The sequence below is a fragment of the Cupriavidus sp. JZ107 genome, from assembly GCF_053903255.1.
The window spans coordinates 291,653-318,641 of the sequence record NZ_CP096481.1 but is presented as its reverse complement, the minus strand read 5'-3'; the positions used below and the strand labels follow the sequence as shown (position 1 = coordinate 318,641).

19 protein-coding genes and 1 tRNA gene are annotated in these 26,989 nt (G+C 61.1%); 4 read left to right on the top strand and 16 right to left on the bottom strand.

Translation table 11 applies throughout. The features are described 5' to 3' along the window. Positions 1–3,114 carry an N-6 DNA methylase gene (locus M1D55_RS11035; protein WP_456282167.1) on the top strand — a complete coding sequence of 1,038 codons (3,114 nt, stop codon included), beginning with the start codon at positions 1–3 and terminating at the stop codon, positions 3,112–3,114. Between the two features lie 97 nt (positions 3,115–3,211). On the opposite strand, the gene M1D55_RS11030 is transcribed toward M1D55_RS11035, so the two are convergent. The 3 genes from M1D55_RS11030 to M1D55_RS11020 form a co-directional block, all read right to left on the bottom strand. Next, positions 3,212–4,873, bottom strand: coding sequence for an NERD domain-containing protein (locus tag M1D55_RS11030; RefSeq protein ID WP_456282166.1), 1,662 nt, complete (start codon positions 4,871–4,873; stop codon positions 3,212–3,214). 1 nt (position 4,874) lies between these two features. Beyond that, a complete protein-coding gene (locus M1D55_RS11025; RefSeq protein ID WP_456282165.1) occupies positions 4,875–10,952 on the bottom strand; it encodes a DEAD/DEAH box helicase in 6,078 nt (2,025 codons plus the stop codon). 242 nt (positions 10,953–11,194) lie between these two features. Then, positions 11,195–14,239 carry a hypothetical protein gene (locus M1D55_RS11020; RefSeq protein WP_456282164.1) on the bottom strand — a complete coding sequence of 1,015 codons (3,045 nt, stop codon included), beginning with the start codon at positions 14,237–14,239 and terminating at the stop codon, positions 11,195–11,197. A 143-nt stretch (positions 14,240–14,382) separates the two neighbouring features. On the opposite strand from M1D55_RS11020, the gene M1D55_RS11015 reads away from it, so the two are divergent. Next, on the top strand, positions 14,383–14,580 hold the full coding sequence (locus tag M1D55_RS11015) for a hypothetical protein (protein WP_456282163.1): 198 nt from the start codon (positions 14,383–14,385) through the stop codon (positions 14,578–14,580). Between the two features lie 694 nt (positions 14,581–15,274). Here M1D55_RS11015 and M1D55_RS11010 read toward each other — a convergent pair. The 6 genes from M1D55_RS11010 to petA all read right to left on the bottom strand — a co-directional run bounded on the left by M1D55_RS11010 (position 15,275) and on the right by petA (position 19,622). After that, a tRNA-Thr gene (locus M1D55_RS11010) sits at positions 15,275–15,350 on the bottom strand. Between the two features lie 81 nt (positions 15,351–15,431). Next, positions 15,432–15,926, bottom strand: a complete 495-nt coding sequence (locus M1D55_RS11005; RefSeq protein WP_456282162.1) for a ClpXP protease specificity-enhancing factor — start codon at positions 15,924–15,926, stop codon at positions 15,432–15,434. 54 nt (positions 15,927–15,980) lie between these two features. Next, on the bottom strand, positions 15,981–16,592 hold the full coding sequence (locus M1D55_RS11000; RefSeq protein ID WP_006575790.1) for a glutathione S-transferase N-terminal domain-containing protein: 612 nt from the start codon (positions 16,590–16,592) through the stop codon (positions 15,981–15,983). A 236-nt stretch (positions 16,593–16,828) separates the two neighbouring features. Continuing rightward, positions 16,829–17,572: a cytochrome c1 gene (locus M1D55_RS10995; protein WP_006575789.1), complete on the bottom strand. Its 744-nt coding sequence runs from the start codon at positions 17,570–17,572 to the stop codon at positions 16,829–16,831. Between the two features lie 26 nt (positions 17,573–17,598). Next, complete coding sequence (locus M1D55_RS10990; RefSeq protein ID WP_006575788.1) at positions 17,599–19,002, bottom strand: cytochrome b; 1,404 nt, start codon at positions 19,000–19,002, stop codon at positions 17,599–17,601. Between the two features lie 2 nt (positions 19,003–19,004). Next, a complete protein-coding gene (petA, locus tag M1D55_RS10985; RefSeq protein WP_023263298.1) occupies positions 19,005–19,622 on the bottom strand; it encodes a ubiquinol-cytochrome c reductase iron-sulfur subunit in 618 nt (205 codons plus the stop codon). 232 nt (positions 19,623–19,854) lie between these two features. On the opposite strand from petA, the gene mscL reads away from it, so the two are divergent. Beyond that, positions 19,855–20,286 (top strand): large conductance mechanosensitive channel protein MscL, encoded by a 432-nt coding sequence (mscL, locus tag M1D55_RS10980; protein ID WP_064577018.1) that lies wholly within the window; start codon positions 19,855–19,857, stop codon positions 20,284–20,286. A gap of 62 nt (positions 20,287–20,348) precedes the next feature. Here the strand turns inward: mscL and M1D55_RS10975 are convergent, their stop codons facing one another. Beyond that, positions 20,349–21,095 carry a Nif3-like dinuclear metal center hexameric protein gene (locus M1D55_RS10975; RefSeq protein ID WP_053822642.1) on the bottom strand — a complete coding sequence of 249 codons (747 nt, stop codon included), beginning with the start codon at positions 21,093–21,095 and terminating at the stop codon, positions 20,349–20,351. Between the two features lie 19 nt (positions 21,096–21,114). Here M1D55_RS10975 and M1D55_RS10970 point away from each other — a divergent pair, with 19 nt between their 5' ends. Next, positions 21,115–22,305, top strand: coding sequence for a Do family serine endopeptidase (locus M1D55_RS10970; RefSeq protein ID WP_006575784.1), 1,191 nt, complete (start codon positions 21,115–21,117; stop codon positions 22,303–22,305). A gap of 532 nt (positions 22,306–22,837) precedes the next feature. Here M1D55_RS10970 and M1D55_RS10965 read toward each other — a convergent pair. From M1D55_RS10965 to M1D55_RS10940, 6 genes are all read right to left on the bottom strand, one after another. After that, positions 22,838–23,926, bottom strand: a complete 1,089-nt coding sequence (locus M1D55_RS10965) for a porin (protein WP_006575783.1) — start codon at positions 23,924–23,926, stop codon at positions 22,838–22,840. 236 nt (positions 23,927–24,162) lie between these two features. Continuing rightward, positions 24,163–24,951: a twin-arginine translocase subunit TatC gene (gene tatC / locus M1D55_RS10960; RefSeq protein ID WP_006575782.1), complete on the bottom strand. Its 789-nt coding sequence runs from the start codon at positions 24,949–24,951 to the stop codon at positions 24,163–24,165. Between the two features lie 125 nt (positions 24,952–25,076). Continuing rightward, the gene (gene tatB, locus M1D55_RS10955) at positions 25,077–25,598 is read right to left on the bottom strand and encodes a Sec-independent protein translocase protein TatB (protein ID WP_006575781.1); all 522 of its coding nucleotides are present in this window, start codon (positions 25,596–25,598) and stop codon (positions 25,077–25,079) included. Between the two features lie 144 nt (positions 25,599–25,742). Continuing rightward, complete coding sequence (tatA, locus tag M1D55_RS10950; protein ID WP_006575780.1) at positions 25,743–25,985, bottom strand: Sec-independent protein translocase subunit TatA; 243 nt, start codon at positions 25,983–25,985, stop codon at positions 25,743–25,745. A gap of 147 nt (positions 25,986–26,132) precedes the next feature. Next, entirely contained in the window at positions 26,133–26,489 is a 357-nt protein-coding gene (locus tag M1D55_RS10945) for a histidine triad nucleotide-binding protein (protein WP_006575779.1), read from the bottom strand. A gap of 66 nt (positions 26,490–26,555) precedes the next feature. After that, positions 26,556–26,963, bottom strand: a complete 408-nt coding sequence (locus M1D55_RS10940) for a DUF4870 family protein (protein WP_232206324.1) — start codon at positions 26,961–26,963, stop codon at positions 26,556–26,558. Between the last annotated feature and the right edge of the window lie 26 nt (positions 26,964–26,989).

Sequence of the window (26,989 nt, the reverse complement as noted above, 5' to 3'; positions counted from 1 at the left end):
GTGAGTAGCGCAACTACCTCCTCGCTCGTCAAAGCTGTCGTCTCCGCAGCTGAACTTTGCAAGAACGAAGCGCAGCTGCGGCACGAGCTCGAAAAGGCGCTTGAGCGCGCATGCTCGGAATTATCCATTCCTTGGACGCCTTTCCAACTCGAGCGTGCACTCAAGGCAAAGGGCAGGCCGACAAAGTTCGCCGACGTGGCGCATGGCGCCGTGATTATCGAGTACGAACCGCCCAAGTCATTCAGCGGGCGCGCGGGGAGCAAGGCAAACCATGCACGCCTGCAAGCCGCAGAATATGCAGCGCTGATCTCCGCAGAGGAAGGGCGGGCGCTCCAAGGATACGTCCTGGTTGCGTGGGACGGTGCCCACATCACCTTTGGCCGCTTCGAAGGCACTACCGCCTCGTGGGAAGATGTCGTCCCGTTCGACAAGATTTCCGCAGACCGCTTGCTCGCCGCACTGCAAAGCAACGGCCGGCCTCTTGTGCACCCCCAGCTCCTAGAGGCACTGGTGGGACCTGACTCGGAGTATGGAATCGCACTGATTCCGGAACTCTACGCCAGCATCTGCAGAGCGGATGCGTCCCCAGCCACAACGAAAACCAAGATGCTTTTTTCTGAGTGGCGCAGGCTGTTCAGCCAAGTCGTGGGGTTCCAGCCGGCGCACATGAAGAAGCTACTGGTCAGGCAGGAGATTTCGCACGACCAACCGTACCAGGACAATCCTGCGGCTTATCTGTTCGCGCTGAATACGTACATCGCCATCATCGCCAAAGTCGTGGCTGCGTGCGCACTGCCCCGCGCCAGCCAAGACGTGCTGGAGCCTGGTGTTCCGGTAGCAGAGCGACTGCGTGCCGTTGAGACTGGCGAGCTTTTCGAACACGCCGGCATCCTAAACATGCTGAGCGGCGACTTCTTCTCCTGGTACTTGGACGACAACGATTGGTCCCGCTATCAGCCCCAACTCAGCGCCATGCTGGGAAGGCTGGGCGGGATCGATTTCGCCGTCTCCAAGAAGCACGCGGATACGACCCGGGACCTCTTTAAAGGCATCTACGAGCGGTTCATTCCCAGAGAGATCAGGCATGCCCTCGGCGAGTTCTACACACCGGACTGGCTGGCAGAACACGGGATGGACTTGCTGGAATGGCAGCCGGCTGATTCTTTAACCGACCCCACATGCGGGTCGGGCACGTTCCTGCTTGAAGCTGTCCGGCGCCGGCGCAAGGCAAACAGCGGCGCCACAGCCCAATCGCTGCTCGCGGGCATCCACGGCATCGACCTCAACCCACTCGCCGTCCTCGCGGCCAAGGGGTCGCTTGCTGTCTTCCTGTCGCCCCACCTGGACCCGGCACATCCCATTCGGCTGCCAGTGTACTTGGCGGATGCCGTCTATCCAGCTGCTGTCGACCTCTTCTCAAACTACAGCTACGTCCTGCAGACGGAATTGGGCCCTAGGGAGTTTTCCGTCCCGGAGCGGATGATCGGACACGCAGATTTCTTCCGGATCTTCTCGAACGTGCGGATGCTGATCGATGCGGACTACCCGGCAGCGAAGATCTGCGGTTCGATCCTTCCCGACCTACAAGCAATGGGGCTTGACCCCTCTGACATATCCATCGTCAGCAGGACGGTCGCCAACCTGGTCGAACTCCATGACCAGGGGTGGAATGGCATCTGGTGCTCGATCCTGGCCGACCGCTTTGCAGCGGGGGCGATTCCACGGTCGTCCCATATCTGCGGGAATCCTCCATGGGTCAAATGGAGCAACCTGCCAAAAGACTACGCCCAGTCAATCCAGCAGCATTGCCGCGGACTTGGCGTGTTCAGTACTGACAAGTGGGTAGGCGGCATCGAGTCCGATATCTCGACGGTGATCACCTACCAGGCCGTGAAGCACTACCTCGCCCGTGACGGGCGCTTGGGCTTCTTCCTTCCTGGGTCGGTATTTACCACCGAGTCCAGCGCCGGCTTCAGGCGCTTCTCGATCGATAACGGCAGCTTGCCGTGCCGTGTCCTGTTGGTTGAGGACTACCAGGACATCAGGCCGTTCGACGGCGTGAGCAACCATCCGACGTTCCTGATGCTGCAAAGGGATGCGTCCACGGCGTTCCCTGTTCCTTATCGTTCTTGGACCGTGGACGAGAACGGCAGCACCAACCAGCGGACCTACGCATCTGCGAATCAGTTCCGCAGCACCGCCAAACGTATCGACGGAATTGCGGTGCCAGTACCTGGCGGAGATGGCACACGGCCATGGCTCGTCGGATCCGCACAGGAGCAGGCAGTGTTCTCGAAGGTTTTCGCGGCAGATGCCATGCCCGAATACAAGGCGCGAAAAGGCATCACGACGGACCGCAATGGCATCTTCTGGGTCCATACCGCGGGTGCAGTGGGACCGGACTTGGTCACCGTGCGGAACGCGGCAGACATCGGAAGAACGAAGGGCATTCCCCAGATTACTGCAGCGGTGGAATCCGAACACCTGTTCCCGCTCCTGCGTGGGCGCGGTGTTGCACCATTCAAAGCCGTACCTGAGGCAGATCTCCGCATCCTTGTTCCGCAGCGCGGCATGCATGGCGACCCGGACCTGCCGGCCGCAAGCCCACACACGTTCAAGTTCCTCAATCGCTTCAAGAGCCACCTCCAGCAACGGTCGAGCTTGAAACGATTCCAGAAGGGGCAAGAGTTCTATTCGCTTTGGAGCACTGGCCCTTACACGTTCGCCCCCTTCAAGGTGCTCTGGCGCGAAATGGGCAACAGGTTCGCTGCGGCTTATATCGGAAGTGCTCCCATCGAACACGCGGGCGAAAAAACCGTAGTGCCAGACCACAAGCTCTATTTCATCCCGGTCGAATCAGAGCCAGAGGCAGCTTACCTGACAGGCTTCCTGAACGCACCCACCATTGCCAAGGCAGTGTCTGCGTACGCGGCCCAGCTCAGCCTTGGCGCCAGCGTTGCGGAGTACTTAAATATCCCCAAGTTCGACGAGGCAGATGGGCTGATGAACTCCATCGGCAGCATCGCGCGAGACCTCACAAACCGCGCAGGCAATGCTCAGCCGGCTGACTTGGAACAACTCGACTTGCGGGTGCGGGAACTGCTATCTATCTAATAACGAGCTGCGCGCGTACACATGCCAAGCGCTGGGCCACCGCCGTACAGACCATCGCCATCAGCGAGGGCGACCGCACCGAGGTCCCGCTGCAAGGCTAGGCTGTCCGTTGCGAGTACCAGTGCAAGGCTTCTTCCGAAGACGCCATGATGGCAAGGCGGCCGGTAGTCCTGGTGCACGCAACGTACAAATCGTCCGCGCTAAGAGCTGGGATCCTGCCCGGAACATCGGCGTGCAGAAGAACTACATTCTTCCCCTCCAGGCCTTTGAACGACCTGATGGTGGAGAAATAGACAAAACCGGGCTTCCCGATCAATGCTATGTCTTCGGTCACTTCCAGTCCGTGGGCCCGCCTCGCTGAGTTTAAGCAGGAATTCTCCAGCCGGAACGGCGACAGGAAGATCGATCCGCCTTCTGGGCTCAGTTCATGCGCAGCCGCCCAGGCAGAAGCCGCCGCCGTTGCCCCCCATCCTTTTTTCAAGAGCGGAACGGCACCCAACGGCACACCCGGCATATGCACCACCGCAAGTTCGCAGCAGCCATTCGTGGCAGCGTTCACCAGCTGGGTATTCCGGCAGTTGTGGTACAGCCGGAAGGTAACTTCCGCACCGAGCGGCTCCTGCTTGGAAGCTTGGTAGACGTTCTGCTCCCAATCGGCAAAAAAGAGCCATTGGCCGGACGGAGTTAGCAGCTCAAGCAATGCAAGTAGGCGCAGTTCTCCGAAGTCCTGGCCCTCGTCCACGACGATCGCCTCGTACTTCGACGACAGCGGTAGTTCCGATGCCACGTCCTGCACGCGCGAGGGAAGCTCTTCCGTAAAAAAGCGCTCGCCAACCTGACGTCCATCGGGTATCTCGGCAAGCTGGTAGAAAAGCCGGTCGACGGACATGATCGACGCCGACATTTCCGGGTTGGCTTGCCTCAAGTGCTCGGCGAGGGCCTTGTTGAAACAGACATACAGTGCACGCGTTCCCTCTTCAAGAAGCGCATCAAGTTTCCAGAGCGCGAGCAAGGTCTTGCCTGATCCTGCCGGACCAACGATAGCGACCCGCGGCAACTCGAAGGCTCCACGCAATGCTGCGAACTGCTGCCTGGTCAAGTCATCGATATCGACAGTATCGTCGTTGGCATCAAGGGGAACGTCACGCGGCGCAACGCGGAAAGAAGCATTCGAGAGGATCGCGGCAACCCTACCCGCAATATCGGCCGTGAACTCATTCCCCGCCCGCGGATGCATGCGAGCCTCAAGTGCGCCACTGATTCTCCGCATCAAGCGCTGCATGTCCTGGGATGGCACCACCGTGCTGGGGTCATAGAGCGTGGAAGAGCCCTCAACCTGGCCGTTGGGATAGGCGACAAGGTACGCAAACGCGCCCGGAAATCGTTGCCGGGGCAGACGGTCGCACACGGCTTTCGCGAGCGTGTGCATGTTCCTGCAAGCTTGCTCAGGCGGCGGCTCATCGATAGGCACTTCAGCCCGAACTTGCCCTGTGCGGCGGTTGACTTCTTGCCGGTACCAAATTCCGTCGTCGCCCACCCTGACGGAACGAGACCCCTTCACCTCCAAGATGACCATTCCAAGGCCGGGCACCAGCACCACGAAATCGCACTGGCCGTCCCTCACCAAGCCATGGTCATTCTGCAGTGCCCAAGCCACGTTGCAAACCACGATCCAATCTTGGGGCAACTGGTCTGTAAGCAGGCGGCGCACCTCGCGCTCCCAGCGGTCGACGCTGTTCTGTCCAAGGACCTTCGGCATGTCAGGAGCTCCTGTCGTCGGAGCGAAGCGCGATCAGTGGTAGGCTAGGGCAAGATTGGCGGTCGAGGTATGTGGACCCGATCACTTTGACCCTTAAGCCAGCTCCTGCAAAGTTGGAAATGTTTATCTTTGCGGGCTGACCATTGACGTCCGCGAGCCAGACTCCGGGCTGGGCCGCCCAACCATCGCCTCCGGCCACCTTTTTCCAACTCCACCCTTCGTGGACCAGTACGCCACCTTCTTGCATGCCTATGAGCTCCTGCATCCAAGGTTCTGTCGAAGCCGGACGCGTGCCAGCTCCTCCTGTCGCACTGGACGTACGGATGTCGACCTTCGGGAAGAACTCCAGATGGCCCCGTACCCATGCCATCCGCCGCGACAAGTTGAATGAATCGACTAGGTAGATGGCCGTCGCGCCAACGGTGCTGGCCCAAGCAACAAGCTCCGGATTGATAGGCCCGGAGTCCGTCACGGCAGCCGCCCATAGCGGATGGCTCACCAAGTAGAGGATTGTTGATTCCTGCCCTGCCACTCCGCCCAGAGCTGTCCAACCATGCACGTCTCCAGGCCCGTGCTTCCGCGCCGACGTGCCCTTTTCATACGCGGAGCAATAAACGTCAGCCAACGCCGATGCTTGTGCACCCCAGCCGGATAGTCCTACGTCCCAATCCTCAAAGAACCGGTCTCGGCCTGGCATAAAGCCGGGGTCATGCATAACACGGAGCAGCTCAAGCCCAAGTCGCCACTCGATCAGTCCGTGGAGCTGCCGGTTCCGGTAGCCCCGAAGCAGGATATCTGGTGAACGCCATACTTCTTTGCTCACAACGGCCCGCCGGCATTCCTCCCGGACCATCAAGCCAAGCCTTGCATGGTTCCCGGAGGCGCTGATGCAACCGTCCAACAGGGCCGCCCAGTTGCGGCTAGCCCATTCGACCAGCCCCGCGCCGTTCGGGTGGTCATCTGCGAGATAAAGCTCGGCGCCGGACACACTGCTCTCCTCGAAGTACCTGTGGACAGATGCGATCTCGATATCAAGCGAGTCAACGTCGAGTTCCAGCGCAATCGCGCGCTGCAAGATGGTCGCCGCCGAATACCAAGCTGCACGCTTCGCGCAAAGCTCCTTCGCCTCGTCGAAGAACGCCAATCCATGTTCATCGAGGAGCCTGATGCTAAGGACGTCTGTGGTCTTCGGCGATGTAATGCTTACGGAAATATCTGGACCATCATCTGTGGCCTTCCAGACTTCCCCGTCCAGCCATTGCCCCCCTCGTTTCTGGCGAAGTGACGCTACCCGTTGGAATCCAAACAGTTTGCCGCCTGGCCCCTTGGCGATGCGGTACACCCGCCCCTGTTGGTCCAAGCCCAGGTTGGCTCGACCGGCCTTACGTTGTTGCGTCTCTCGCAGCGATGGCGAAGCTACGAACGACCTCGGTCCACCGTTACGCGATGATTCGGTGGACCTGACGGGCTTCTCGGTGTCGAAATCGGTAACAAAGCCGTTGGGCACGACCGCTAGGCACAGGTCCGCAGCAACGCCGCATCGGGGACAGGGCTGCGACGGCGGATTTCTAATCCAGGAATCGTCCCATCCCCGAAGGGACTCCGTCGGCCGCAGCGTTGCAGGATCGGCTGGGTACACGGTGAAGTTACGGCATCCCTCGCAGAAGAGCTGCCAACTTGCGTTCCCTATTGGCCTGTCGATGGTCGCCCACTTATTGCTGCGGTCATGCGCGACGGACCCACAAAGGCCAATCGGCGAAAGGAGCCGCTTGTCCCAGACGCGTTCCGAGCCTGGCGCAAAATCGGTGATGGCATGGTCGAGGGTCCGGTCAAGAACCTTCGGCTCGCGCGATTGGCCAGCAGGCTCGGGCGGGAGGTGGAAATACAAGTTCCGCACGGAGGTCGGCATTCCATACATCGGCAACACACCCGCTTCCGCCAGCGCGGTAGCAAGCCCCCGGCTCGTATCAGATTCTGAGCGTGCCACTTTCGCAAGACGCGTAGGCAACTTCATAGCGTCATCGGCAAGACGGCCGGGATCGATGGCCGTACCTCTCGATACAACCTTCGCAATACCTAAAATCTGGGCGCCGTTGTCCAGGAACCACTGCTCCACAAGGTCTCGGCGTTGGTCGCAATAGTCGCGGACAAGCCCCATTTCGCCGTGGGTATCGACTGGCTTGCCCGAATCGTGCCAGGTACACCCTGAAGACCGGAACGCCCGGCGAAGGACCTCTTTGGCAACCAGGCGTTCTGCCAGTATCCGCTGGTCGTCAGTGGCCGAAACGGTAGGCTGGGGAGGAATGCCCCCAGTCATTTCATCGGGATGGTCGAAGTGGATCCGGTCGTGGGTTTGCCCGCGGCAGTAGGTGAGAACTACCGAGAAAGCTTGCCCTTTGCGGCCGGCACGGCCGGCGCGCTGTTGGTAGTTAAATCGCTCGGGAGGCATGTTGGCTTGGAAAACGGACTGGAGCGTACCGATATCTACGCCGACCTCCATGGTCGTGGTCACGGATAGGAAGTCGATCGTGTCGACGTGGGGGACAACTCCTCGCAGCACAACGTCCTCGACGTTTTCCTCCGCAAAGAAGACGTCGCGGAAGTGCCGTTGGCGCTGGGCTTGGTCGCTTGTCTGCCCGGTTAGCTCCTCAGCATGGATCCGGAATCCCGATCTGGTATCAGCCGCGAGGTAGGCGTAGTAGTGGTCCCGCTCGATTTCTGCTGCCGAGCGCTGACCATTCGGGGCCGCAGGCAGATGCGCCGTGCAGCGTGAGCAGACTCCTCCTGACGGCTGCCAGTGAAGCTGCCCGCAGCGGTCGCATACCCAGGGCCGAGCATCGCGTGGTGCGACCTTCACCCAAAGAGAAGACAGGGACACGATGCCCCAGGCATCGCTGCTGCCGTGACCAGCTGTAGCCAAGGCATCCCGCACGCCATCCCTGAGTCCCTCCCAATCAATCCCGAGCTTGCTAGCGCAAGCAGTTAAGTATTTCGCGATCCGCGCCTTGTCAGCGCCCTCCCGGAAAGTACCGCGCGGCTGGTCCCTCGACCAAGGCTCTGGTGACCAGTCTCTCTGGGCGGGATTTGTGCGCCTCTGTTCAGTGAGGATACGGATGACACTCTCACAAATCCCTCGGAAAACCTGTTCATCAACCCTTTGGTGCTGAAGCTTGCCGGCTGTGGGCGGTAGGCAAAGGTTGCCAACGCCTTGAGCTTCAAGGTCGTAGAGCAGCCGCCCGGAAATAGCACGCCAAGACTGCCGGCGCAGTGCATCGCCGAACTGCTCAAGCTTGTCTGCTTTCGCTTGCGGGAAATCCGTTGACGAAAGCCTGGGACTGCCGGTTGGAGAATCGAAGTCGAATAACGACGTCCAATCCTCGGTCTCCCCGACCCGCTTGGAATCGACCCCCGGTCCTGCTGGATTGACCCCCAGGCTTGCGAAGTACTCCCATAAGGGAGGAAGCGCCTCCTTAGCTGGATGCGGGCTGGAAAGAAACTCGTCGAGACGTACAAAGCCCGGTTTCCAGTGCCGCAGGCGGCCGACGTTCGCCTTCGCTTCGTCGCTGGCAAACTCTGCCTCATCCTGTACGGTTTTAGCGTCTTGCCAGAACGCTACGAGGACCTGGAATTCGGTTGGCGAAACTAATTCCTTGTTGGCGCGCAAGAGAGCTTGTCCTTTAGGTGCGTCGCCCGCAGCTAAGGCATCGAGAAGCTGACGCTTGATAGGTTCGAGGCCTCCGGCCGCTCTCTGCCGAATCTCGCGCAGAACAGCGACTCGCAATAGGTGCTCCCATTGCTCAAACTCCACACCGTTAGCTAACCTAGCTGCTGACTGGCGGCTATCAGAAAAAGCGACCAGCTTCCTGCCAGCGCCAACAGGCATGACACCCATGAGATGCTTCGTCAGCAACAGGGATGTCTGGTTCAAGCCAGTCGCAAAGGACCGTATCGGCGCTGGCCTACCGCCCTTCCGCAAGGAGTAGTCGATCTTGCAGGACGGGCAACGCTGCGGCATTGCAGGCAGCAGGTCGGCGTATGCGTCCAGGTGGAACCAAAGGCATGGAACTTCCTCGCCCGCTGCATCCTTCCCCACTTCTACGATGCCCGTCGACGGATCTAGGCAAGCGCGCTGCCAACTCCCTCGGGCCTTGTACAAAGGCTGCCGGCTGGTTTCATGGCGCTCCTCCGAACCCTGCGTCCACTGCAGTTCTGATGGATCGGATACTCCCTCCCAATCGCCAGGCAACAAGTGCACCACGCCCAACTTATCGTAACGTTGGGCGTCGGTTCTCGTCTGAGGCGTCGACTCAGGCAAGCATTCAATTGCTGGAGGCATCGGCGCAAGTTCGTACCGGTTAATGCTGCCGGGAACTGATGCCGAAGTCTTATAACCTGCGAGCAACTGCGTTCCGCAGCATTCGCAATACAGCACTTCGAGAGCCCGTTTGCCCTCGATCTCCATCCGCGGCTCCGCCAGCAAGCGGCCAACCCTCCTGCGTCGGTCTTGCCCCACATGCTCAGCGGTGGCCCATAGCCCATCGATGTTCTTGACCATCCAATGGAACCGTATCCTCGGTAGAGGCAGCAGTGGCTGAATCTTCTCCTCCGATGCAAGCTGTGCCGCCCTTCCCGCCGCCAAAAACAGCCCGCGGGCCGCGTCGCTAGCCTCTGGCAGCGCCATGTGTGGGAACAGCTTATGCAAGAGGCTTGAAAGCGATGCAGCACGGTGGCGGCCGTGCCGTGCATCCCCGCTCCAGAACGAATCTACGAGACGCCGCGCTGGACTACCGCCACTGATGTCCGAAGCAAACTGCTTTCCAAGGGCATCAATAGGCTTGGCCCGATCGGATTGCCGGCCAGCCTCCACGCAATCGTCAGCAAATGATGGCGCGATTTCGGTGGCGCCTTCAGGATGCCGATTTACGCTGACGCCAGCCTCCACATGGAACTGGGCGCGCGCCGCCTCAGCGTCCATCCCGAAAAACTCTCCCAAGAACTTGTACGTGTCCTCTGACTCCGCATTCAGCGAAGCACTGGATGCCAGGATTTGCAGCTGTTTGCTTCCAGGTTCCAGGCCGATTCGCTCGAGCAGCAACCGGAGCAAGTACCCAACCTCGGTTCCGGCTGCGCCCCGGTAAAGGTGGAGCTCGTCAAGAACTAGCTGGAAAACGTGGTTGTCCCGGTCTTCGGCAAGCCAGCTGCGCGTGCGCTCGAAAATGTCCGCATCAGCACGGTCATCAGCAACCACCGGACTAGGTTGGCGCATGAGCATGATGGAAAGCATGCTCACGTTTGTAATCAGCAAGTCAGGAGGCGCTGCCTGCATTTCCCAACGGTGGAACATCTCCCCTGAGTCAGGAGACATCCTGGGGACGAACGATGCCTGCTCCTCCAGTTTGCCAAGCTGCTGCTTGGCATCACCGACGTCGCCACCTTTCTCCGACACCGAGCGGAGATTGTCCTTTGCTGCGCGCGTCGCGGCGACCAGCTTTTGGCATTGGTCGATGGCCTGCTTTAAGGCTACCTTCAATTCGTCATGCTTAGGCTTATTCAGCTCCCGGCGGCCGTCGTCATCTAGCCTCCATGGATGACCAGCCACGGGGGTGGTGCCGTTGTATCGGCCAAACCGTACACGATTACCGCCCCAGTGCCTGTCCAGCGCATCATGCGCGGCATCGGAGTCGAGAGCGCGCCGCAGGCGAGACATTTGGTCTTCCACCAAAGCGTTCATCGGATACAGGAGCAGCGCTCTCACTGCAGGCTTACGCAGTTCACCGCGCTCAGCCGGACGTGCGAAATGCCAAGCAGGCGCGTTTTTCCAGTAACGCGGCATCTCCGAAGAAAGCGCCGCAGCGGCCCACCCTCCAGAGGATCGCAACGCTTCCCTTGCGATGGACGCGAGTACCGGCAGCAAAAACGATTCCGTCTTCCCAGAACCCGTTCCAGTGACCACCACGCAGTGCTTGCCTTGCAAGGCAGCATGGAGCATCCGCTGCTGGTGCTCGTACAAATCCGCCCCAGCTGGCATTAGCCCCGATCCAGCCAATGCGATAAATCCACGTCTCGCCGGTTCGTCCATGCCAGGTAGATCCGTACCGTCTAGCTCTCCAAGCTTCTTGGCCGTGGCGTAGGAAGGCAGGAGCTCAAGGTACGGCTCTTGGAATAGGACCCCTGGCGTATTGAGTAGCGCTTCCCGGTCGGCCTCGAAGGAAGGCGAGTCAGTTCCGAATGCAGACCGGATGTAGCGCTTCAGATGCCCCTTGAGCTGTTCCCAGGAGCCAATTGGATCTCCGCCTATAGTTTCTTCCACTTTCCGTGCCTTTATACCGTCATAGTTTCCAGGCCATTAGCCGCGCCTACCGACGCGAATGGCATTAGGATGCACCCAAGTAGTCCAGCGATTTGGCGCGCCGTATCGGCTGGAACCCAGCTGTACCGAAGCCAATGGCCCGGAACGAATTCCCCGTACACAAGGCTGGCGGTTCCCACCATCCGTCCTGAATGTTGGTCGAAAAGGGACAGCCCGTCGCCGATACGGCCCCCTGGAGAAAGGAAGTGGACCTCGGGCCCTCTTCCTGAACAAAGCGCCAAGGCCCGCTCCAACACAGCGGGCGCGCGTAGCCGCGCAGGTATCCACACGTCACGGGTCGCCGGTTCGTAGTGGAGCGGCCAAGGAAATGCGTCGTTGCGGCCATGCCTGTCCTTAAGCATTGCCGCGAAGGCTAACTGCGAGATCCAAACGCCCCAGCGGGAGTCGTGCACATGTGAATACCGCGGGGCTCCGTCTGCGCGACGCACACCGAGGACGTACAACTGCAGACCAGCGGCCTGGGGGTCATCGAAGCGGAATAACTGCGCACCGGACTCCCGATCGATGACCATGCGCGAGTCGCGCACCGGGACAAAACGCGCCGAGTCCGCCATTAAGCGGTGGAGGTGCTCCAGCTCAGCCGAGAAGGATTCCGATCCGCCCTCTGCCGCCGCATCCCTCGCTTCTATTACGGACCCAGCCCAAGAGGCGACGTCGCGTGCAGGGTCGGATGCGAACCGGAAACCCATGGCGCTACAGGCCTCCTTAACGGCGTCCGCACTGACTGCAGCCAAGCGGAAGGCCGGCAAGTGCCCTATTGCGCCGCACTCAACCGAGGGGAGGAAGTCCTTGTTGTTCTGGAGCATCGACCAGTGCGTCAGCCTCAGCGTTCCACCCACTCCAAATAGGGGCAGCCCATCTTGCTTGGCAGGCAATCCATAGATAGTGGGGGCGGTGCTGTGGATTCGGACGAAATGGCCCTTCGCGTCGGCTTGTATTTCAAGGCAGCCTCTCGCTCGAAGGTCCATCAACAAGGAGATAGGATTGGCGCAGCCCGAGAGCCTGGAGAGTTGGTCCCTAGCAACGCCATACGGCATCGATCCGAGCGATGCGAGGGCGTCGAGAAACTGCGCGGCACCCGTGCCCACGACGAGATTTTCTCCCTCTTCGATCAAAGGGCCAACTTCCAGCATTTCCTCGTCGCTCCAGCCCTCTGCGAGCGGATCTGGAAGCGCGCCTATGGCGGTTCCGCGCAGGCCCCCGAGATCCGACCGAGACAATCCAAGTGGACCGAGGGAGAACTCCCGCATTTCGCCATGGCCCTCCCCGTCGGGGTCGGCGACCCTTAGCCGGGCGGCCGCTAACTCTACGCGGTTCAATACGACTTTGACGTTGAAGCTCCTCTGGCCGCCGTCCAGCGCTTCGATCACGTAGTGCCTGATGCCGGATCGTTCCGGACTCCAGGAAAGTTCTTGCACTTCTGATATCCGCAGTCCGGCAGCCTCCAAGATCGAGCCGGGAGGACCTTCGATTTCGATGGTTGGCAGATCGTAGGCTGCAAAGAGGCGCACGCCGCCTCGAAGCAGCGGGAGCCCGCCCACCAGACGGATTCTGGCCGGAGGTACTTCCGTCACCTCGTGCCCGTTAGCCAAATGCAGGCGCTGATCGGCGGTCAGCGCTTCTGCGCGCTGAATGCATACCATACCCCAGCCTGCCGGCAGCCCCAACGGGAACATCTGCTCGAAGTCAATGCTTTCTCGCTGCAGCCAGGATTCGGTTCTAGCGCGATCAGCTGGACTACAAAGGACGTAGAAATTGCCATAGAGGGGAATTTCACGCTCGACCAGTTGTTGCCCGTAACGGGGATCGGAAGAATTCCAGACCAGTATCCGGCGATCCGCATGCTCGATCACCTCTCGACGACATTGGTCACCCCAAGTTCCGTCACCTTCGTCATCAATCCGGACGCTCACGTTCACTTGCGACGTAGCTGAGGCCGAAAGGGCTGCCGCACATTGACGGACTGTGGTCTCGGAGGGCTCGGTGAGGAAGCAGGCATTTGCCCGGTGGAGCAAGGCAGGCAGGTGCTCGCCAGAAATTTCCAGAGTGCAACGGGGCACATCGACCATTGCTGGAAATTTCCAGCGAACGTCCAAGCCGTTCACTACTTCGTCGGAAGGCGATAAAACGAGAGTAAGGCCTGCTCGAGGCGCGTACTGTTCCACCTCCGTCGGTTCGCGCTCACGTCCCTCGGCATCCAACTTCCCAACTCTTGGTTGGCTTCCGTCCCACGACGCGAAGATCCTCCTTAACAGGATTGCGAGTGGTACTGCGTATTCGCGATTGCCCATCGCCGCACGCAGCGGCCTAGTCAAGAAGTGAGCTTCGCAACCGCGCTCGAGAATACGTCCGACCGTTGCATCCGTTAGAGACTGGCCCGGTCTGAGTCTGAATTCCCAGAAGAGCTTGCAAAGGTTCCGTTCATCGTGCCGGCTGATCAGGCATTGGGAGCGGGGAATCCCAACAAAGCGGTGTGCTCCAAGAACCCGGCATTGAAACTTTCCGAATCGCCCGGCACACTCGTTGGTCGACCAAGCTTCGAGGTCCTCCCATGCCTGAAGCATCGCCTCTGTGATCCTCGGCGTGCTTCGGAACGGGCGGCCAAGAAGCTCCTCGACCTCGGCGTAAAAGCCTCCTTCGAGTTGCTTGCCAGAGGCCGCTAACACCCAAAGAGCAAGAATCGGAAGGTAGGCCGGGGCACGCGCTCCGGCGTAACAAGGATTGGTTGATCCAGGGTCTCGATAGGTAGGCGAAGGCAGCGTCTCTCTTCGCTGCTTAACCAGGATGCGGGCCGCATCGGCACAAGTGGGGAGACCGCCTGGCAGCCAGGGAGCTCCCGATATGACGGCCTTGACCAAGCCATGGGCGCCTCCGAGGTGCAGACCGAACGAGTCGAGTTCGTCGCGTGTCGCGCAAAACCACACATCCTCGTTTTCGGAGGCCGGCGAGAAGAATTCCGCCAGCAGCAAGTCGTTCCAGGCAAGGAACCGGGACATCGCTCAGGATCGGCTAGTAAGTCGCGATCGCCACGAACGCTCCCGCGCCTCAACACAGCATGCAGCCCGGTGCCTGAGATCTTTTGCAATATTAGACTTATGCCTCGCGAACATGCGCCCCCTTTCCGACATCGATGTATTTTGTGAGCAAATATTACAACATTGCGGTAGCTAGGGGAAAACACGCCAAATTGCGCTACTTTAAAAAGCGGGACATTGCGTCTTTGGTTCCAAGTTCCACCGAACAGGTTCTGCCGCTCGATGATCAGGCGGCGGAAGTCGCCTCTGCGAAGCAAACTCAGGAGGTCGACAACGGCATCGAAATGCCCCCGCTCAAGTAGGTCGTCTTCATAAGGCGCTGCTCGAATTGGAGCTTCTCATGCTAATGGAAAGTCGGGACTCTCAAGATAGCCATGCAGATTCCTGCAAAGCTTCCCACTTAAACGCAGCGTGCGTCCTCCTTGATGTACTTGAAGAGGGCGCGCGGAAAGCATCGTGATTGAGGTAAGCTCTTGGCACGAGGTGCAGGCCGCGCGAGATGCCGGAATTGTCGGTTTCGGCAGGTACCAGCATGGCGTAGGCGCCATATTGCAGCCCTTTCTTGAAAGATTGACGTAACGGCATCCAGGTCTGCCCAATATCCGCACGTGTGGCATGCCGTATTCGGTCACCGGCCCTACATGCAACCCTTCGTGCAAGACAGGCGCGTAGAGGTCAAGCTTTGCGGTAACCGTTCGTCCAGCAGTCATTCGCCTGACAACCGGGTCCTGTTGCGGTATCGGCCAACGGAAAGTTTGCGCCTGGGCTGGTCGTTTTTCCGCAGGGATTGAAGCCAGTACCCCGTCGCGCTCGGCCCCATCAGTTCTGATTCGTCCCCGCGCCCTAAGCCGTGTTCACGGGTATGTCAGGCCGTAGCTCACCGTGGGCGATGATGGAGATCGATCAGGGCGGATCGAATTCAATTACACAGCGGTTATAACGCCTTCGAAAAAACAAAAGGGCTACACGAAAAATTCGCGTAGCCCTTTGATTTACTGGTGCCGGCTGCAGGACTCGAACCCGCCACCTGATGATTACAAATCAACTGCTCTACCTGATGAGCTAAGCCGGCATGAATGCAGACCGCGATTCTACTGCATGCGGGCTGCCTTGGCGATGGTTGGCCAGTCAAGAACTGACCGGCCGAAGGGGCTTACTTGACGACCTTCAACGAAGGCTTGCGCGTACCAATCCGGGGCACCGGGGGCGGATTCGGATCGTCGCCGTCCGAAGCATCGGCGCCGTCGGCTTGCGCGGCGCCATCGCTTTCGACCGGAGCCAGTTTCGGCGGCGGATTCAGTTCGCGTTCGGTTGCAGCCTGGGTCTCTGGCACGCTGCGTTCGACCGGGAAGGCCATGCCTTGGCCGTTCTCGCGCGCGTAAATTGCGAGCACGTTATCGACCGGCACGTCCAGCTTGCGCGAGACGCCGCCGAAGCGGGCGCTGAAGCTGATCCACTCGTTGCCCATTTCCAGACCGCTGGTCGCGTCGAAGCTGACGTTCAGCACGATCTCGTTGTTCTTGACGAATTCGCGCGGCACGTTGGTGTTCGCGTCGACGAACACGGCGATATACGGAGTGAAGCCGTTGTCCGTGCACCATTCGTAAATGGCGCGGATCAGGTAGGGCTTGGTCGAGGTTTCAGGCATAAGACTTCCAGTGGCGTCGCGCCGGTGGCCCGAGCGGGCTCGGGCCGGGCCGGCTTAGCGGCGCATCACCTTTTCCGACGGGGTCAGCGCTTCGATATAGGCGGGGCGGCTGAAGATCCGTTCCGCGTACTTCAGCAGCGGCGCGGCGTTCTTCGACAGCTCGATGCCGTAGTGGTCCAGGCGCCACAGCAGCGGGGCGATGGCAACGTCCAGCATCGAGAACTCTTCGCCGAGCATGTACTTGTTCTTGACGAAGATCGGCGCCAGTTGCGTCAGGCGGTCGCGGATCGCGCCGCGGGCACGCTCGTGGCTCTTCTCGGCGGTCTTGCCCTTTTCGTTCTCCAGCACGTAGACGTGGGTGAACAGTTCCTTCTCGAAGTTGAACAGGAACAGGCGGGCGCGGGCGCGCTGTACCGGATCGGCCGGCATCAGCTGCGGGTGCGGGAAGCGCTCGTCGATGTACTCGTTAATGATGTTGGATTCGTACAGGATCAGGTCGCGCTCGACCAGGATGGGCACCTGGCCGTAGGGATTCATCACCGAGATGTCTTCCGGCTTGTTGAACAGGTCGACGTCGCGGATTTCGAAGTCCATGCCCTTTTCGAACAGGACCAGGCGGCAACGCTGAGAGAACGGGCAGGTGGTGCCCGAATACAACACCATCATGGTTGGGATTCCTTGGAGGCGGCGCTAGGCCGAAGTTGGGTCAAACATTCTGTCAGAACCCACCATCGGAAAGCAAATTCGTTACAAATAGCGTAACGGAATGCTGGATTGGTGGCTCGGCGGGCGCCGCATGGGGCGCCCAGTGGCTCGATCCAATTCATTCCGTCACAAAGGAAAAAGGGCCAGGCGGTGCCGCATACGCAACTCCGCACTAGCCCTCAGGCGGTCTACCGGGATTACTTGACGTCTTTCCAGTAGGCGGCGTTCAGGCGCCAGGCGAACACGGTGAAGATCCCCAGGAACAGCAGCACCCACACGCCCAGACGGCGGCGATGGTTCTGCGCCGGCTCGGCCATCCAGTCCAGATAGGCGACCAGGTCGGCGACGGCGGTATCGTACTGCAGCGGCGTCATGCTGCCGGGCGTCAGCTGTTCGAAACCGACGAACTTGTGCACTTTCTGACCATGCTCTTCCGCCTCGGCGAACTTGGCGGCGCGCTGGCCCTGCAGTTCCCACAGCACGTGCGGCATGCCGACGCTCGGGAAGACCAGGTTGTTCCAGCCGGTCGCACGGGTGTCGTCGCGGTAGAACGTACGCAGATACGTATACAGCCACGCGTCGCCGCGGGCGCGGGCGATCACCGACAGATCCGGCGGCGCGGCGCCGAACCACGCCTTGGCGTCCTTCGGCTGCATCGCGATGGTCATCGTTTCGCCGACCTTGTCCGCGGTGAACATCAGGTTCTCGCGGATCTGCTCTTCGGTCAGACCGATATCGCGCAACCGGTTGTAGCGCATCATCGACGCGCCGTGGCAGTTCAGGCAGTAGTTGACGAACAGCTTGGCGCCACGCTGCAGCGAGAACAGGTCGCTGGTGTTGACCGGCGCCGGCTCGAGCGGATAGCCCCCTTCGGCGGCGATGGCGGGCGCACCGGCAAAGCACGCACCGGCCAGCGCGAGAATGGAAAGCAGCTTTTTCATCGTTGTTCCTTGTCCTTGGGCCTGGCTTAGTGGTGCTTGAACGTCACGCGGTCGGGCACCGGCTGGAAGGTGCCGACGCGGCTCCACAGCGGCATCGCGAGGAAGAAGGCGAAGTACAGCAGCGTACCCAGCTGCGACACCTTCTCACCGATCGGCGACGGCGGCTGCACACCGAGGTAGCCCAGGATCAGGAAGAACACGACGAAGACCATCAGGATCGTCTTGTGGAAAGCCGGACGGTAGCGGATCGACTTGACCGGCGAATGGTCGAGCCAGGGCAGGAAGAACAGGATGATCACCGAACCGCCCATGATCACCACGCCCCAGAACTTGGCGTCGATGAAGTAAAAGCCCAGCGCCAGCAGCACGGCGATCGCGACCGCGATGCCCTTGACCTTCAGGCTCTTGCTGCGCAGGAACAGGATGCCCAGCAGCACCGCGAAGAAGATCCACAGGATCGGCAGGAAGTTGGCCGTGGTGGCACGCAGCATCGAATAGAACGGCGTGAAGTACCAGACCGGCGCGATGTGCGGCGGCGTCTTCAGCGGATCGGCCGGGAAGAAGTTGTTGTGTTCCAGGAAGTAGCCGCCCATCTCGGGGAAGAAGAAGATCACGGCCGAGAAGAGGATCAGGAACACGCCCACACCCATCAGGTCATGGACCGAGTAGTACGGGTGGAACGGGATGCCGTCGATCGGCACGCCGTTTTCGTCCTTGTTGGCCTTGATCTCGACGCCATCCGGGTTGTTCGAGCCCACTTCGTGCAGGGCGATGATGTGCGCGACCACCAGACCCAGCAGCACCAGCGGCACGGCGATCACGTGGAACGAGAAGAAGCGGTTCAGCGTTGCGTCGCTGACCACGTAGTCACCGCGGATGAACAGCGACAGGTCCTGGCCGATCACCGGGATCGCCGAGAACAGGTTGACGATCACCTGGGCGCCCCAGTACGACATCTGGCCCCACGGCAGCAGATAGCCCATGAAGGCTTCGGCCATCAGCGTCAGGAAGATCAGGCAGCCGAAGATCCAGACCAGTTCGCGCGGCTTGCGGTACGAACCGTACAGCAGCCCGCGGAACATATGAAGATAGACAACCACGAAGAACGCCGAGGCGCCGGTCGAGTGCATGTAGCGGATCAACCAGCCCCAGGGCACCTCGCGCATGATGAACTCGACGCTGGCGTAGGCCACCGGGATGCCGGCGGCGTTCAGCGTGCCGTCGGGCTTGTAGTTCATCACCAGGAAAATGCCGGTGACGATCTGGATCACCAGGACCAGCAGCGCCAGCGAGCCGAAGAAGTACCAGAAGTTGAAGTTCTTCGGTGCGTAGTACTTCGACAGATGGTCTTCCCACAGCTGCGTCGCCGGGAAGCGCGCGTCGATCCAGCCCAGCAGGCCGGTCGTCTTGACTTGCTTTTCCGCCGCCATGATCAAGCCTCTCCTTTTTCGTCTTTGCCGATCACGATCGTGGTGTCGGTGAGGAACTGGTATGGGGGAACGTCAAGGTTCTGGGGTGCCGGCTTGTTCTTGAAGACGCGGCCTGCCAGGTCGAAGGTCGAGCCGTGGCACGGGCAGAGAAAACCGGGGTCGGAACCGAGGGTGGGATTGGCGCCAGCCGCGAACGGGCCGGACGGGGAGCAACCGAGATGGGAACAGATACCGACGACGACGAGAATGTCCTTGTGCTCGGGCCGGGAACGGGTTTCGTTCCTGCAGTACTCGGGGGTCTCCATCGTGAACGGGATTTCCGAGTCCGGGTCGGCCACTTCGGCGTCGGTCTTTTTCAGCGACGCCAGCATTTCGTCGGTGCGACGCAGAATCCAGACGGGCTTGCCGCGCCATTCGACCGTCATCATTTCGCCGGGCTTGAGCCCGCTGATGTCGGCCTCGACCGGCGCGCCTGCCGCCTTGGCCTTTTCCGACGGTGCAAACGTACTGACAAACGGCACCGCAACTGCCACTCCTCCGATGCCGCCAGCCACAGACGTCGCGATCAACCAATTGCGACGCCCCTTATCCACGCTCTTCACGCTTTGCTGGTCACTCATTCCAAACCCCAGGGGAAGTCAATTTAGATTTTGCGTCAACCGTAAATTGTACCTTAGGCACATTGGCCAGTGAAAGCGCGGTTACCCGGGGGTGTTCGGTCATCGCGCCAGGGTGTAGGGGAGCGACATCAGTCTGCCGCAAAGCCGCATCAGGCTTGCGTTTGCGGCATCGTTGCGGCAGTCTTGCGCTGCGGTCCGTGGTGAAAAATGAACAACAGCAAGGAGTTAAGCCATGAGCATGATGTCGGAATTCAAGACCTTCGCGATGCGCGGCAACGTGGTCGACCTCGCGGTCGGCGTGATTATCGGCGCAGCTTTCGGAAAAATCGTGGATTCCGTGGTCAATGACCTGATCATGCCCCTGGTGGGCCGCATCATCGGCAAACTGGACTTTTCCAATCTGTTTCTGGTGTTGTCGGATCCCCCAGCGGGAACGCCAATGACGCTCGATGCCTTGAAAAAGGCCGGCGTGCCGGTATTCGCCTACGGCAACTTCCTGACCATCCTGGTCAACTTCCTGATCCTGGCCTTCATCATTTTCATGATGGTACGTGCGATCAATCGCCTGCGCGCCGCCGAACCGCCGGCACCGGCGCCCGAGGATCCGGAAGACATCAAGCTGCTGCGCGAGATCCGCGACAGCCTGAAGAGCAGCCGCGCCTAAGTGCAGTCGGTACCGGCCTCACGGCCGGCGCCCGGTGAGAAAGCCGGCCGAGAAAGCCCGCTTTATACCGGGTTCGGAATGTCGATGAAGGTATGGCGCAGGCCGAACTGCTGCGCCAGATGGGTGCCGAGCGCGCGGATGCCGTAGCGCTCGGTGGCGTGATGGCCGGCGGCGATATAGCCGACGCCGCTCTCGCGCGCCAGATGCGTGGTCTGCTCCGACACCTCGCCGCTCAGATAGACATCGACTCCCGCGGCAATCGCTCCGTCGAAATAGCCTTGCGCGCCGCCGGTACACCAGCCCACCGTGCGTACCGGCTGATCGGGATCGCCGATCGCCAGCGGCTCGCGGCCAAGCACGCCGGCGATGTGGTCGGCCAGCATGCGCAGCGTCATCGACTGCGGCAGCGTGCCGGTCCAGCCGAGCTGATCGTCGCCGAAACGTCCGGTCGGATTCAAGCCGAGCTCGCGTCCCAGTTGGGCGTTGTTGCCTAGTTCGGGATGGCCGTCGAGCGGCAGGTGGTAGGCCAGCAGATTGGTGTCGGACACCAGCAGGCGGCGCAGCCGGCCATGCTTTTGGCCGATCACGCGGGCATCCTCGCCGCGCCAGAAATAACCGTGATGGACCAGGATGGCATCGGCACCGGCTTCGATCGCGGCATCGAGCAGAGCAACACTGGCGGTCACTCCGGTCACGATATGAGTGACTTCCGGCCGACCTTGTACTTGCAGACCGTTCGGACAATAGTCCTTGTAGCGGGGGACCTCCAACAGGTCGTTCAAGTACAATTCAAGCTCTTTTGTTTTCATTTTCAGCCCAAACTCCAATATGTTGCGCCGCTTCTGGCTGTTCTTTGCCCAGGCCGTCACGGTTGTGCTGGCCATCTGGTTTGTCGTGGCGACGTTGAAACCGGATTGGCTGCAACGCGGGCGCGTCGCGGTCCAATCCGGTTCGCCGATCGTCGCGCTCAAGGAAGTGGTGCCGAATGTCACCGGACCATCGGCGGAACGCTCGTATAGCGAGGCGGCGCAGTTGGCAATGCCGGCGGTAGTCAACATCTTCACCAGCAAGAACGGCGCGCGCCGGGGCAATCCGCAGGCCGACGATCCGTGGTTCCGCTTCTTCTTCGGTGACCGGCTGCCCGAGCGGCAGGAGCCGGTATCGAGCCTGGGCTCGGGGGTGATCGTCAGCGCCGAGGGCTACATTCTAACCAACCATCATGTGGTGGACGGCGCCGACGAGATCGAGGTCGCGCTGACCGATGGCCGCAAGGCCAACGCCAAGGTCGTGGGCTCGGACCCGGAAACGGACCTGGCGGTGCTCAAGATCACGCTGACGGATCTGCCGGCGATCACGCTGGGGCGCCTCGAGAACGTCAAGGTCGGCGATGTGGTGCTGGCGATCGGCAACCCGTTCGGCGTGGGCCAGACGGTGACGATGGGCATCGTGTCGGCGCTGGGCCGCAGCCACCTCGGCATCAACACCTTCGAAAACTTCATCCAGACCGACGCCGCGATCAACCCGGGCAACTCGGGCGGCGCGCTGGTCGACGCGCAGGGCAATCTGCTGGGCATCAATACGGCAATCTACTCGCGCTCGGGTGGTTCGCTGGGGATCGGCTTCGCGATTCCGGTGTCGACCGCCAAGCAGGTAATGGAGTCGATCATTTCGACCGGTTCGGTGACGCGCGGCTGGATCGGGGTCGAGCCGCAGGACATGACGCCGGAGATCGCCGAGTCGTTCGGGCTCGAAGCGAAGGAAGGCGCGCTGATCGCCGCGATTGTCCAGGGCGGCCCCGCCGACAAGGCCGGCGTGCGTCCGGGAGACGTGCTGGTCGCCGTGCAGGATCAACCGATCACCGATACCACGGCACTGCTCAATGCGATCGCGCAGCTCAAGCCGGGCACGGAAGTCAAGATGAAGGTCGTACGCCGCGGCAAGCCGACCGAAGTCACGGTGATGATCGGCAAGCGTCCTCCGCCGCCGCGGCGTGTGTTGCCGTACGACGAGGAAGATTGAGGAGGATCCTCCCTTCCCGTCGGCGGTCGAACAAAAGCCCCTTGGTGTTTGCCAAGGGGCTTTTTTATTGGCGTCTACCGATCGTGGATGAGCCGAGCGGTATGGATTGCCATTCGGATTGCCGATCGGTAAGGCGTACGCCGCGCGATCTTTCGAGATGCGCGTGCTGATGGCGCAGAGCCGGTCTTCCCGCTCCCCTGCCCCCACACCGAACCCAGCCATGCGTTGGGGCACCGATGAAGGCGATGCGGCCGCACCGACAGGCGTTCGGCTAAACGTCGACGCCAGCGTGGAGATGCCAGGAGACGGTTGGAGCCCGACAGCATGCCGCCGCCTGTTCGTCTGCTCGTCGACTGCAATCCACAGCTAGAGCACTTCGGCGGGGCAGCGCGCCGCTTGCATAGCGCGCTTCGCAGCGCCCGATCCTGCAGATCCGGACCTGACAAAACGGACCCTACAAAACAAAACGCCGGCATCCCGAAGGATGCCGGCGTTTCGATCAAGCTAACTTGATGCGATTGCTCGCGTCAAATTAGAACTTGTGGCGCACGCCGATGATGGCACCGAACTGGTCCTTGCCCGGCTCCACGTTGAACGTGGCAGGCGCGGTGGCGGTAGCGGCGGTGTTGAAGCCCGACACGCCCAGAGCCGAACCATCCTTGTTCAGGGTGTACGACAGCGAGGTGTAGATGTCGGTGCGCTTCGACAGAGCGTAGTCGCCGGTCAGCACGAATTGCCACGGATCAGCACCGCTGCGGCGGAAGTCCTGGTAGTACGCAGCACCCGTGACCGAGAAGGCCGGGGTCATTTGGTACGCCAGGCCAGCCCAGTACAGGTTCGACGTCGTGGTGTCAGCACCAACAGCGCCCGGCAGAACAGCGCCGTCCGAAGCCTTCGCCCAACGGTAGCCAACGAACGCCTTGGCCGGACCGAAAGCGTAGGTACCAGCAACCGTAGCGCGGCGGATCACCGGAGCCTGGTTAGCTTCGGTACCGACGTGCAGGTCGTCGTAGGCAGCACCGATCGCGAACGGACCAGCTGCGTACGACAGCATGGCGCCCATTTCGCGGCCGAACACGTTGCGGCCAGCAACTTCTTGGCCGTCAGCGCGGAACGAGTACATTGCCGACGCGGTCAGGCCGCCGAACTTGCCGACGTACTTGACGGCGTTGTCAGCACGCGATTGGAACTCGACAGCTTGCGAGGTGATCGAGTAACGCGGAGCGATCGCCATCGGGTCGAACTGCAGACCGAAGTCGTAGAACGGGGTCTGTTGACGGCCCAGGGTCAGGGTGCCGAACTGGTTCTGCAGACCGACGTAGGCGCTACGACCGAACAGACGGCCACCTTGGCCCGAACGGCCGGTGTCGAGATCGAAACCGCTTTCCAGCACGAACAGACCCTTCAGGCCACCGCCCAGGTCTTCCACGCCACGCAGGCCCCAACGCGAGCCCGACTGGCCGCCGGACGTCATCTTGAACAGGTTTTCGCCCGTCTGACCAGCGTTGTTGTTGTACTCGATACCAGCGTCGACCACGCCGTACAGGGTCACGCTCGACTGGGCGTAGGCACCACCAGCGGCCAGGGCGGCGACTGCAGCTGCAAACAGTTTCATCTTCATATCGACACTTTCCTTGTCAACTGATTGGGAAATCTTGGGTTGCCCAAGTGCTTGGGCGACGCATTCACCATCACGTCTGCTGCGTATTATGTGTCAGGCTCCCGCGCGCTCAGAAGGCTTTTTCGTCGTAAACCGTTCCTGAGGGCGGCTTTTGTTGCTGAACAGCAACAGGAGAAACGGTGATTTTCCCCATTTTGGTGCAAAAAGGACGCAATGTTTGCGCCCCGTAGCACCAATCAGTCGGCTTGCGACTCCTTTGCGGCGCCGTCATTGGGCAACGGACGGCCGATGACCTTGGCCATCAGCAGGCCAAGCTCGTAGAGCAGGATCAGCGGAATCGCCAGCAGCAGCTGCGACAGCACATCGGGCGGCGTGACAATGGCCGCGATGATGAAGGCGCCAACGATCACATACGGGCGGATCTGCTTGAGTTTCTCCAGTTCCACCACGCCGAAGCGCACCAGCACGATGACGACCACCGGCACTTCGAACGTGATGCCGAAGGCGAGGAACGTTGTCATCGCGAAGCCGAGATACTTGTCGATGTCGGTCGACATCTCGGCGCCCAGCGGCGCGTTGTAGTGCGCCATGAAATGGAACACCGTGGGAAACACCAGGAAGTACGCGAACGCCACGCCGAACAGGAACAGCAGATAGCTGCTGGTGACCAGCGGCATGATCAAACGCTTCTCATGCTGATAGAGACCGGGCGCGACGAATTGCCAGACCTGGTACAGCACCCATGGCAGCGCGATCAGGAAGGCGACCAGCAACGTGACCTTCATCGGCACGAAGAACGAGCCGGTCACGTCGGTGACGATCATCTTGCCGCCCTTGGGCAGCGACTCCATCAGCGGCCGCGCAAACAGATTGAAGATATCCGGCGCCCAGTACACCAGGCTGACGAATACCACCAGCACGCCGGCGACGGCCTTGACGATGCGCTCGCGCAGCTCCACCAGATGCGAGATGAAGGTTTCCTGCTGGGATTCGTCTTGGGGTTCGGGAGAACGCGATTCGCTCATGGCGGCAGCCGCTCAGCAGCGGTGGGCGGACAACAGGGAAGAGAAAAGCGACATCGCGCGCGGCAAGGCGCGCGACAAACGTGCGGACCGGTCGGCCGCCGGCATCGGGGCGGACTGCCGCATGGTCACTCGAAGAAAGAACGCGCGGGGCGCGTTGCCGGGCGGTGCCGCTTGACGCGGGCAGCGCCGGACTGCGCCCAGCCGCGGACATTGTTCTGGCGCTTGTACCACTTCGGCACGGCGGCCTGCTTGACGCGCCAGCTCTTGCGGCCGTTGTGCATCTTGTGTGCGGTATCCCAGCTCGGCACATACGGCGCCGGCGCATCGCCCGAGCCGGCGCCGGGCGCGCCAGGCTCGGCGATCGCATCCGACAACGCCTCGTTCAGCGACTGCGTCTGCTCGTTGACCTCTTTATGGATGGTCCGCTCGACGTCGCGCGCGGCGTCCTCGAACTCGGTACGCATCCGACGCAACTCATCGAGTTCGACTTCGCGGCTGACCTCCGCCTTCACGTCGCTGATATAGCGTTGCGCGCGGCCGACCAGCGCGCCGACGGTGCGGGCGACCTTGGGCAGCCGCTCGGGCCCGATCACGATCAGCGCGACCGCGCCGATCAGCGCCAGCTTGGAAATGCCCAGATCGATCATGCGGGATTCAATGCCAGTGCCGACAGCGGGCGGGCGCAATGCCGCACGCCGCTGCCGGGAGGAAGGAGGAAATCAGTGTACCGGGGCACGGCCGGGCCGATGCGGGGCCGTGCGGGCCGGACGCCGACTGACTGCATGGTCGGATTACTGCTGCTGGCGCGACTTTTCCTTGGCGTCCACGTCGATCGTGGTCGAATCGCGCAGTTCCTTCGGCGTACCGGTGGCAGTGTCCTCGCCCGCCGGGGCGTTGGGGTCCTTCATGCCGTCCTTGAAGCCCTTGACCGCGCCGCCCAGATCCTGGCCGATGTTGCGCAGCTTCTTCGTACCGAAGACCAGCATGACGATCACCAGCACGATCAGCCAATGCCAAATGCTAAACGAACCCATTTTCCTGCTCCTGATGAAGCCCCGCGGGGCACCTTGCCACGCGGACCCGTTGTTCCGTCCGAGCTCGCACGCCGGGCGACGGTAGCCGGCGCTGTTTCGTCCGCCGCAAGCGGCCAGACGTGATTCTCTACTGAAGGCTTGCCGCGGCTACGGCAGCGCGACCTTCCATTCGGTCCGCGGCCCGCCCATCACGTGCAGATGCAGGTGATAGACCTCCTGGCCGCCATCCGGACCGGTGTTGATCACGGTGCGAAAGCCATTGCCGCAACCCAGTTCCTGGGCCAGCTGCGGCGCCTTGAGCAGCATTTTAGCAAGCACGTCGCCTTCGCCCGGGCCACAGTCGGCGAGCGAGTTCACATGCACCTTCGGAATGATCAGGAAGTGCACCGGCGCCTTCGGATGGATATCGTGGAACGCCAGCATGTCGGCGTCCTCGTACACCTTGCGCGACGGTATCTGGCCGGCGACGATCTTGCAGAAGATGCAATTCTCGTGTGCGTTCATGAAAGTTTCATTGCGAAGTCAAGGACACCGGCAAGCCGGATTCGACCCTGGCCCAGTTCGCGCCGTCTAGAAACGCTGCTCCGGGTACATCGGCTTGCTGTCGTTCAAATACAACCAGCCTTTGACAATACGGTAAAGAATCCACAGCGACAACAGGCCCCAGACGATGAAGGCCAGCGCGATGCCGACCACGGTGGCGAACAGCACGCCGCCGAGCACGGTCCACGCGACCGACCACCAGAACGATCGGATCTGCCACGCAAAGTGCGATGCATAGAGCGTGCCGCGCGCATCGTCGCGCTTGACGTAGTTGATGATGATCGCGATCAGCGCGGTGATGCCGCCGGTCAGCCAGAAAATCGCATACAGCCCGTACAGGATGTGGGTCAGCTTGCGCAGGCTGTCGAGCTGCGCGCCGCCGCTGCTCGGCACCACCTGGCCCGGATAATCGCGGCCGGGATAGTCGTTGCTCATTGCGCCTCCTTGCATGTGCGCACGGT

Excerpts from the sequence above, each read along its gene's own strand:
- tatB (WP_006575781.1), bottom strand. The coding sequence starts at position 25,598 with ATGATCGATCTGGGCATTTCCAAGCTGGCGCTGATCGGCGCGGTCGCG.
- M1D55_RS10965 (WP_006575783.1), bottom strand. The coding sequence starts at position 23,926 with ATGAAGATGAAACTGTTTGCAGCTGCAGTCGCCGCCCTGGCCGCTGGT.
- mscL (WP_064577018.1), top strand. The coding sequence starts at position 19,855 with ATGAGCATGATGTCGGAATTCAAGACCTTCGCGATGCGCGGCAACGTG.
- M1D55_RS10975 (WP_053822642.1), bottom strand. The coding sequence starts at position 21,095 with ATGAAAACAAAAGAGCTTGAATTGTACTTGAACGACCTGTTGGAGGTC.
- M1D55_RS11000 (WP_006575790.1), bottom strand. The coding sequence starts at position 16,592 with ATGATGGTGTTGTATTCGGGCACCACCTGCCCGTTCTCTCAGCGTTGC.
- M1D55_RS10990 (WP_006575788.1), bottom strand. The coding sequence starts at position 19,002 with ATGGCGGCGGAAAAGCAAGTCAAGACGACCGGCCTGCTGGGCTGGATC.
- M1D55_RS11005 (WP_456282162.1), bottom strand. The coding sequence starts at position 15,926 with ATGCCTGAAACCTCGACCAAGCCCTACCTGATCCGCGCCATTTACGAA.
- petA (WP_023263298.1), bottom strand. The coding sequence starts at position 19,622 with ATGAGTGACCAGCAAAGCGTGAAGAGCGTGGATAAGGGGCGTCGCAAT.
- M1D55_RS11030 (WP_456282166.1), bottom strand. The coding sequence starts at position 4,873 with ATGCCGAAGGTCCTTGGACAGAACAGCGTCGACCGCTGGGAGCGCGAG.
- M1D55_RS10995 (WP_006575789.1), bottom strand. The coding sequence starts at position 17,572 with ATGAAAAAGCTGCTTTCCATTCTCGCGCTGGCCGGTGCGTGCTTTGCC.
- M1D55_RS11020 (WP_456282164.1), bottom strand. The coding sequence starts at position 14,239 with ATGTCCCGGTTCCTTGCCTGGAACGACTTGCTGCTGGCGGAATTCTTC.
- M1D55_RS10940 (WP_232206324.1), bottom strand. The coding sequence starts at position 26,963 with ATGAGCAACGACTATCCCGGCCGCGATTATCCGGGCCAGGTGGTGCCG.
- tatA (WP_006575780.1), bottom strand. The coding sequence starts at position 25,985 with ATGGGTTCGTTTAGCATTTGGCATTGGCTGATCGTGCTGGTGATCGTC.
- M1D55_RS10945 (WP_006575779.1), bottom strand. The coding sequence starts at position 26,489 with ATGAACGCACACGAGAATTGCATCTTCTGCAAGATCGTCGCCGGCCAG.
- M1D55_RS11025 (WP_456282165.1), bottom strand. The coding sequence starts at position 10,952 with ATGGACGAACCGGCGAGACGTGGATTTATCGCATTGGCTGGATCGGGG.
- M1D55_RS10970 (WP_006575784.1), top strand. The coding sequence starts at position 21,115 with ATGTTGCGCCGCTTCTGGCTGTTCTTTGCCCAGGCCGTCACGGTTGTG.
- tatC (WP_006575782.1), bottom strand. The coding sequence starts at position 24,951 with ATGAGCGAATCGCGTTCTCCCGAACCCCAAGACGAATCCCAGCAGGAA.